General features: G+C 54.9%; 3 protein-coding genes and 1 riboswitch. Of the genes, 2 read left to right on the top strand and 1 reads right to left on the bottom strand.

The window, feature by feature from the left end; all coding sequences use genetic code 11:
- The coding region (locus AC2VNK_RS09860) for a DEAD/DEAH box helicase family protein (protein WP_486883626.1) at window positions 1-1,000 on the bottom strand (1,000 nt) is incomplete at its 3' end.
- 281 nt (window positions 1,001-1,281) lie between these two features.
- On the opposite strand from AC2VNK_RS09860, the gene AC2VNK_RS09865 reads away from it, so the two are divergent.
- Together AC2VNK_RS09865 and AC2VNK_RS09870 are read left to right on the top strand one after the other, a co-directional pair.
- Entirely contained in the window at window positions 1,282-2,352 is a 1,071-nt protein-coding gene (locus AC2VNK_RS09865) for an ADP-ribosylglycohydrolase family protein (RefSeq protein ID WP_486883627.1), read from the top strand.
- Window positions 2,353-2,760: 408 nt separating this feature from the next.
- Window positions 2,761-2,857: riboswitch (guanidine-I (ykkC/yxkD leader) on the top strand.
- 44 nt (window positions 2,858-2,901) lie between these two features.
- Window positions 2,902-3,839, top strand: a 938-nt coding sequence (locus AC2VNK_RS09870; RefSeq protein WP_486883628.1) for an ABC transporter substrate-binding protein, incomplete at its 3' end; no start/stop codon positions are given.

The following is a 3,839-nucleotide window of genomic DNA, read 5'->3' on the forward strand; positions in this document are numbered from 1 at the left end:
CGTCGCCTTTGAGATCGTCGTCCGTCCCATCGGGTTTCTCGCGGTAGCAGTGGTGGGCTTCGTCATTGATGGCGATAATGTTTTTCAGGCCCATGAGTTCGGGCATGACGCGCTGGAGCATCTGGCCTTCCGTCTCCAGTGTGTTCAGCGCCTCGCCGCCCTGTCCCTGGAGCAGGCGGCGTCCGCCTTTGGAGAGTTCCAGCCACTCGCGCAGTTTGAAGGCATGGTAGTTGGTGATAACGATGCGGGCGCGTTCCAGATCAGCCAGCATATCGCCGGGCACCAGTTCGCGGCTGGCGTAGTAGCTGTCGGGATCATTGGGTTGCAGCACGCGCAGACGATCTTTGATGGTGATGCCGGGCGCTACGATCAAAAAGCCCCGCGTGAATTTCTTGCTGTTGGGGTGCCGCACCGCGTTGACGGTCTGCCAGGCAATGAGCATGGCCATCACCGTGGTCTTGCCCGCACCGGTCGCCAGTTTGAGCGCCAGACGCAACAGGTCCGGGTTGGCATCGTGACTGGCGTTACTCAGGTGATCTATGTAGGTCTGCGCCGATTTCCCCATCTGCGGTGCGACCTCGGTTAGCCAGATGGCGGTTTCCACCGCTTCGATCTGGCAGAAGAAGGGACGAATGCTGCTGAAAGCGTGGTGCCGCCAGTGTTGCAACAGCCGTGCCGTCTCGGGGGTCACCCGCCAGTCTGCGGGGTTGGGGATGCCGCGCCACTGGTCTACTTCGGCACGCACGCCGTTGATGAGCGCGGTGATGTTGTACTGCTGTTCCTCGGTCGAGAGCCCCAGTCCTTGGTCGAGCACCAGCGATGCTTGTCGGCCGGGCCCTTTTTGCTTGCGTGGTCGGGGAATGGGGCTGATGAATTCCGCCTTGCGGCGATTGTCGATGATGCGTTGAGTTGGCTGTCCCTGTTCATCCAGTTCCCAATGACGCTGCGGATACGCATAGGGGGAATTGAGGATGGGTTTTTCAAAGAAAGGGTTTTGCATGGTTATTTATGGTCTGCGGCGGCCAAGCTTTGCCCTCTTTATAGCCTATAAAGGGCCTGCTGGCGACCTGGAGACAACCCACCCTCCGTGCCGTGAGCCGCTATAATGGGACGGAAGACATAAAATCCGCAGTATAATGACACTGGCTGCCGTTTTCCCGAAACACGGGATGCCCATTGTGGTATGGGCATGAAGAGGGTGGCCTGGGAACGGACTTTACCAGGTGACGCCGCCGTGTTGCCGGATATCCCATGAGCCCGTCTGGTGGGGGGAGGTGAAGCATGCAACGCGTAGCGGGTGCCGTGATGGGCGCCCTGATTGGTGATGCACTGGCTTTGGGGTGTCATTGGTACTACGACCTTGCCGAACTGCGGCGGGAATGTGGCCCCTGGATTACCGACTATCTCACGCCGCGCCCCGGCCGTTATCACAGTGGCCTGCTTGCGGGGGATATCTCGCAAACCGGACTGCTGCTGGTCATGCTGATGGAGTCGTTGGTGCGCTGCGCGGGTTATGAGGAGGACGATTTCACCCGTCGGCTGGATACGGAACTGTTCCCGCAGTTGGACGGCACGCCCATGCAGGGACCGGGGGGCTACACCAATCAATCCATTCGAGAGGCCTGGCGTAAGCGCGTGCCAGAGCATCGCCCATGGGGAGAATGCGCCGGCGACGCGGACACGACGGAGGGTGCCGAACGCGCCATTGCCATCGCTGCCTTTTATGCCCTGCAGCCGAAAAAAATGGCGGAGGCGGTGTGTCGCAACATTGCTCTGACCCAGCATGATCCGGCCATCGTCGCCATGAGCGTCGCCTTCAACGCCGTTTTGGCCCAGTTGGTCTCCGGCGCTGCGTTGACGCCGCAGATTGGCACCACGCTCATGGCGCAGGTGCACAGCGGAGCACTGCCATTCCACATGGTTACCCAAGGCCACCTGCAGCCACCGTCGCAGGGTGGCGAAGGGATGCGGGCAGGCCAGTTTACGTCGCCCGACGCCTTACTCACGGCGGGATATGCCGCGCTGGCCGCCGCGGATCCTGACATCGTCATTGAACCCGCCTGGAAGGTGAGCCTGGTTTACGGCATGCCCTGCGCCATTTACCACCAACTGCCTGCGGCTTACTACCTGGCCAGTCGTTTCCGGGAAGATTATGAAGCGGCCGTACTGCACGCCATCAACGGGGGCGGACAAAATATGTCCCGCGCGATGTTGACGGGTGCGCTCGTGGGCGCCCAAATAGGTCTGGAGGGAATTCCCCGTCGTTTCATCACCGGGCTGCGTGACGCCCAGCACTATCTGGCGCTGGCTGCGGAACTGGAGCAATGGGCGGTCAGACAGGAAACGCTTTAACCTTGGGATAGGGTAGGGCGTGGCAGACCCGACTGAAAACCAGTCATTGGGCAACCGAAAAAGCCCGCAAAAGGGCTTCTGTAGCAAGTCAGGGAGACTATGACCGTGTGCACACTATCGGAGCTACGCTCTCCAGGAAGCCTCCAGATCCAGTCAGGCGTTCAATGTGACCTCGTGTACACGATATCAGGCAGAAACACAGCATCGGTTAGTGAGTTTTGATAGTTCCACAAAATAAGATCACGCATTTAACTAGATGGGCGATGCACCACTATGGTGCACAAAAACAAATTTTGCACCGTACTGGGATGTGTGAACACTTCGGTAAAATGAGCATGACACAGGGTTAAGTATTATTTTCAGCATGTTACGGGTTTTTGGCATTATGGCATGTTTTCTGCTTTCTAATATTTAGGATTCTAGGGTTCCAGCCTGCAAAGGTGATCGGACCGAGAGTTTCCGCCCTGCCGCGCAGGGTACACGGAGGGATAAAAGCCCGGGAGATAACAGTGAAAGCTGCTATCTCCCTTTTTTTTTGGAGAAACGCGCATGAAAAAATTGAAGTCATTCTTATTGGCAGGAACGCTGACGTTGGCTCCTTTTATACTATCTGCAAATGCGGATGCGGAGCCTATCACCCTAGGTCTGAGTAATTGGCCCGGTTGGGTCGCATGGTACGTCGCTGAGCACAACGGTTATTTGAAGAAATACCACGCCGACTTCAAATTAGTATGGTTTAGCAGTTACATGACGTCAGTGGAAGCGCTTTCAGCCGGAAAAATAGATGCAAATTGCCAAGCCCTAATTGATACTCTGGCACCTGTGGAAAAAGGTGTTCCGATAAAAGTTATTTTAGTGACTGATAATTCACATGGTAATGACGCACTGATGGTGAATAACTCTATTAGTACATTCAAGCAGTTGGAAGGAAAGACCATTGCGGTGCGCATGGATTCCATAGAACAGTATCTCGATGAATATGCGCTAACGAAAAACAACATTCCAATAACATCCGTACACTTCATAAACATGTCAACAGGCGATGCGGCTGCAGCATTAATGGCGGGACGAGTAGACGCTGCAGGCGTTTGGAATCCGTGGATACAGAGAATTGAAGAGAAAAAGCTAGGGCATGCCATTTTTTCTAGTGCTAGTGCTCCAGGGGTCATTCCAGATGTTGTGGCTGCCCGTGAAAGCGTCTTGAAAGCATATCCTCAACAGTTCATAAACTTATCAAAAGCTTGGTTTGCTACTGTAAAATTCATCAAAGAACATCCAAAACAAGCGGCTGCTATAATGGCGCCACATGTCGAGTTATCTCCATCTGTTTATTTGACCGCATTGTCTGGGACACGCCTATTTGGACCAAAGTTAAATCTGGAGGCAATGAATCCTGAAGACAAGGAAAAATCGGTTTCGCTCTATAAGAGCACCGACGATACCTCGGTTTTCCTTAAGAAGGTAGGGGCAATTTCTGCGAAACCTAA

The sequence above is a fragment of the Acidithiobacillus sp. TH-A35 genome (assembly GCF_057473505.1).

What these genes read in the sequence shown, in the direction of transcription:
- AC2VNK_RS09865 (WP_486883627.1), top strand. Translation starts at nt 1,282, where the DNA reads ATGCAACGCGTAGCGGGTGCCGTGATGGGCGCCCTGATTGGTGATGCA.